At 33.7% G+C, this 4,429-nt stretch carries 7 protein-coding genes; 4 read left to right on the top strand and 3 right to left on the bottom strand.

The genetic code is table 11. The features are described 5' to 3' along the window. Window positions 1–304 (bottom strand): transposase (locus tag WFZ85_RS15780; protein WP_342697216.1); only part of this gene is annotated, 304 nt, incomplete at its 3' end. 279 nt (window positions 305–583) lie between these two features. Between WFZ85_RS15780 and WFZ85_RS15775 the strand changes: the two genes are divergently transcribed. The 3 genes from WFZ85_RS15775 to WFZ85_RS15765 are packed head-to-tail and all read left to right on the top strand — an operon-like array spanning window position 584 to window position 2,146. Continuing rightward, window positions 584–847 (top strand): YgaP family membrane protein, encoded by a 264-nt coding sequence (locus WFZ85_RS15775; protein WP_342697215.1) that lies wholly within the window; start codon window positions 584–586, stop codon window positions 845–847. Continuing rightward, window positions 816–1,220, top strand: coding sequence for a DoxX family protein (locus WFZ85_RS15770; RefSeq protein ID WP_342697214.1), 405 nt, complete (start codon window positions 816–818; stop codon window positions 1,218–1,220). The genes WFZ85_RS15775 and WFZ85_RS15770 overlap by 32 nt, the downstream gene beginning before the upstream one ends. Window positions 1,221–1,243: 23 nt before the next feature. Beyond that, a complete protein-coding gene (locus tag WFZ85_RS15765; RefSeq protein WP_342697213.1) occupies window positions 1,244–2,146 on the top strand; it encodes an RNA polymerase sigma factor in 903 nt (300 codons plus the stop codon). Window positions 2,147–2,518: 372 nt separating this feature from the next. Here the strand turns inward: WFZ85_RS15765 and WFZ85_RS15760 are convergent, their stop codons facing one another. Next, the gene (locus WFZ85_RS15760; protein ID WP_342697212.1) at window positions 2,519–2,878 is read right to left on the bottom strand and encodes a hypothetical protein; all 360 of its coding nucleotides are present in this window, start codon (window positions 2,876–2,878) and stop codon (window positions 2,519–2,521) included. A 77-nt stretch (window positions 2,879–2,955) separates the two neighbouring features. Then, window positions 2,956–3,543, bottom strand: coding sequence for a Crp/Fnr family transcriptional regulator (locus WFZ85_RS15755; RefSeq protein ID WP_342697211.1), 588 nt, complete (start codon window positions 3,541–3,543; stop codon window positions 2,956–2,958). Window positions 3,544–3,702: 159 nt separating this feature from the next. Here WFZ85_RS15755 and WFZ85_RS15750 point away from each other — a divergent pair. Continuing rightward, window positions 3,703–4,429: transposase (locus WFZ85_RS15750; protein ID WP_342697210.1), on the top strand; the 727-nt coding region annotated here is incomplete at its 3' end.

The following is a 4,429-nucleotide window of genomic DNA, read 5'->3' as shown; positions in this document are numbered from 1 at the left end:
AAGGTAATGACTCATGAATATCGTAACCTAAAAACAAGCGAATCGATAAACTATCACTGCAATAGGCTATTAATTGCCTATCGGAATTAAGATTGTTTAGATAACCCACTAAGAGGATTTTAAAGAAAACTACGGGATCAATACTTGCTTGTCCTTCTTTGCCATAATACGCTTGTGTAGCTTTATAAATAAAATGTAAATCGAGTTCTGTTGTTAATCGACGGTAGAAATTATCCGTCGGAACTAGGTCATAAATGTTGACCGTAGTAAAAAGTTCTGGGATTAATTGCTTTTTTCCTTGCATGGTTAAAAATAAGACTATTGCTGATATTTTACAAGGATTTTTTATTATTTTTGAGTGGTTGTGCAACAAGCACAGCAATCTTGTGCAATTGCCGTTATCAACGTTAAATTCAGTATTTCGTTTCGCTTTTATTTTTTATCTTGGTAGACAGATTTTCGTTCCGTAATCAGCAACTGCGCAAGGTTGCGAAACGTTATAGCCAACCTTAAAACGACACTTGTCACACTTTTTAAGAACTGTAATCTAATTGGTATTACAAACCTTTAAAAAGTAAAAATTATGAGTAAAAAGTTGTTTCAAAGAAATCTTGGTCGGACTGACAGGATTATTCGTCTGATTATTGGTGTCCTTGCTCTTGGAGCGTGGTACTTTGGTGCCGTTGCAGGGACAATTGCCATAGTAATTGGAGTAGCGGCTATTATGTTAATTGGCACTTCCGCTGCTGCAAGTTGCCCACTAAATTCTGTGGCCAACATCAACACGATGAGCCAGAAAGAAAGAGAAGAAAACGATGCTAAAGGAATTTCAAACCAAAAAAAGTGATAGTAAAGCTATAGGACAAGAAAAGAAAATTATTCTAGGAAAAATTCTTGGGGTATTGTTTATTTTATCAGCCATACCCAAAGTCATTGGTTTACAAATGGCGGTAGATAATTTCAATAAGTGGCTCTTGGGTGACGAGTGGCGATATTTAGTCGCTCTCGTAGAAATAGTCGCAGGTTTACTTATGTTTAGCAAATGGGAAAGATATGGCACTATAATCTTGCTTGGAATTATGCCTGCCGCAACATTAGTACATATTCAATTCCAAGAATGGGTCATGCTACCAATGCCGATTATTTTTGGGCTTCTACTTCTTTATTACGATAAAAAAAGCGTCCGTGACAAATTAATAAACAGTGCCATCCAAAAATAGGAAAGCACTTAAAAAATTATGAAATGCAGAATCCGTTTTCGTCAAATTATCGAGACAAATCAGATAACGAACTCATTGAAAGTGCAGTAAATGGCTCTATGGCTGCCTTAGAATCACTCATTTACCGACACCAACATTTTATCTATAATATAGCCTTAAAAATGGTGGGCAATGTGCAGGATGCTCAAGATATTACGCAAGAAGTTCTAATCAAAATAATTACCAAACTATCACAGTTCAAAAAGGAGAGCAACTTCAGAACTTGGTTATATCGGATTACTTTTAATCACTTTCTGCAAATGAAAAAGTCAATGTCAGAATTGGCAACTGAATCATTTGAAGTGGTTGAAAAGCAACTTGATTCGATTCCGAGTCAAGCCTTATCCTTATTGGAAGAATCCGAGATGAGAGATGAAATTGAAGAAACAAAACTAGCATGTATGAATGGGATGTTGTTGTGTCTTGAACGTGACCAAAGATTGGTATTCATACTTGGCGAATTATTCAATGTTAATCATGATTTAGGAGCAAATCTGTTGAATATTTCAAAAGATAATTTTAGGCAGAAGTTGTCAAGGGCTCGAAAAGACCTTTATAACTTTATGAATAATAAATGTGGGCTAATCAGAAAGGAAAACCCTTGCCGATGCGCAGGTAAGACAAAGGGATTTATTAAAGCTGGGAAAGTGAATCCTGACAATTTACAATTTAACAAAGACTATCTTAAAACCATACAGGAAGTAATCGGACAAAAAAAGGATGAATATGATGATTTTGTAACTGAGAATTATGCCGTCATTGTCACTAAACATCCTTTTCAAGAAAAAGAACACAAACAAATCATATTTAACCGATTAATCAATAATGAATCACTAAATAATCTTTTTGGACTGAAAAAAATTGACGACTTATCTAAAAAAAATTGAATCAACTTTGAGACAAACTTAATAATCAAAGGTTGACTATAACAGCACATTGGCAATAGGCGGGGTTTCGTCTTCCAAAGACAGTTTTGTGATTAATCAAACATTCGTTTTTCAAATCAAGTTTTGTAGTAAAAGTCCCGCCCTTCGGGTAGTTGCAAACCGTTATTTGCCGTACGTTTCTTTTACTTACTTTTTTTGAAAAGATACCCTTTCCACATCCAAAGTCCCGAAATAGAGACCACTGGAAGGATAATTGCTTTGATAATTAAAAACAGAAGAATATTAGTCGATAATGGTGAATAAAAATATACGCCTATCAAAATACCTGATATTAAGTGTATAAATCTTGCAATTTTTCTAGTTTGAGAAAACTTATACATTCTTCTTTTCTGTTAGTTTATAGTCTGAAAATATATATGTAACAAATACTGCCAGTGCAAATCCTAGGTAAAAATATTTTGCAATTAATCCTTCTAATGTATCTAGATAGAATGCAACTCCAACTAAGATTATCGAAACAATTAATTCTATCCAACCGTGGACTTTTAGAGGAACAATTTTTAATAATCCCATCTCGAAATCTGTAAGAATTGTCAAGGCCAAATGTACGCCTCCTAAAATATAAGTAAATAATGCCGTTATTTGAGGCAAGCCGAAAAAGGTCGGTGATAGCCATAAGAAGATTACCACACCATAATCTATGATTCCGTGAATTCTTGAATTTAATTTCATTTTTGTAATTTTTAAATTATTTATGAAGCAAAAATAAAATCAATAAAAAACATTCACCTTTAACTTAAGTTAAAAAATCAACTCGATATGATTCTTTTTCTAATTCTACTTAGTGAAGGACCACTAATACCCAAGAAACTAGAAATTTTAGACAATGAAACTTTATGTATAATTAATGGATGTACTTCTAATAGTTTCAAATATCTATTCTCTGGAGATAACGTTAGTAGGATATCATTTCTCTTGTATAATGTAAGTAAAGCCCTGTTAGAAATATTTTTAGAAACTACCTCCCAATCATTGTTTCTTGAAGCTAATAAACTAAAATTGTTTTTATTAAATGTAATCACTAGACTATCTTCAAGTGCTTTAATGAAATAATTTGACGGAGTTTCGGTAATGTAACTACTAAAGTCTGCAGTAAAATCATTGTCGAAATAAAATAGAAAGTTGATTTCAGTGCCGTCAACCACTGAAAATTGTCTAAAAGCTCCATCAATAATAAATGAAATATTATTACAAATGTTGCCTTCCATTAAAAGAAAACTATCTTTTCGTATTTTTTTAATTTCAATAGAACCAGTAATAAGTTCATTCTCTATTGTTCTAAAGTCAATAGGTGAAAATGCACTTTCTATCTGTGATTTATAATTAGCGTATTGCATTATTTTTGATTAAAAATTGTTTTCAATTCTGGTAATTGATGCATTGTAAGAGGTCTCGCTGTATGGCACATAACGGCAGACTGTGAAAAAACTTCCACAATCCTTTTTCAAATATACAATAATACTTGTAAGAAGAACAAAGTATTCTTATCTTTAACCATGCAACACATATCAGGAATTTCCCGCCACCAGCTTCAAGTATCCAGTCTAGAAGACACCATTAGTCAGGACAACCCAATCAGGTTCATCGACGCTTTTGTTAACAGTATCGATTTAGAAAAACTAGGATTTACACCCAGAGTTTTAAAAACCGAAGGCCGTCCAAGCTTTGATACCAAAGTCTTTTTAAAAATCTATCTATACGGCTATTTAAACGGCATTCGCTCTTCAAGGCGATTAGAAAAAGAGTGCCATCGCAACCTGGAAATGCAGTGGCTTTTAGAAGCCATTTGCCCTAATTATCATAGCATAGCCGACTTTCGTAAAGACAACCCAAAAGCCCTAAAACAACTCTTCAAACTCTTTGTTTCGTTTTTAAAAAATGCCAATTTAATCACAGGCGAAACCATTGCCATTGATGGCACTAAATCCAGAGCACACAACAGCAAGAAGTCCAACTATAACCAAAGAAAAATCGACAAACACAAAGAGTATATCGAACTTAAAACCCAAGAATACCTCAATGAATTAGACAAAAATGATGTAAAAGAAGACGCTATAAAAATCAGTAACATCCAACAAAAAATAGCACGATTAAAGCAAAACAAAATCAAATACGAACTGCTCGAAGAAGAACTCAAAACCAGTGGCGAACCCCAAGTAAGCACCACCGATACTGATGCTAGAGCACTACTGGTTCAAGGGCAAGTAGTAGAAGTTTCGTATA

Origin of the sequence: Flavobacterium aureirubrum (assembly GCF_038739835.1) — a bacterium.
GTDB lineage: Bacteria > Bacteroidota > Bacteroidia > Flavobacteriales > Flavobacteriaceae > Flavobacterium > Flavobacterium aureirubrum.
This window is presented reverse-complemented; position numbering and strand designations above follow the sequence as displayed.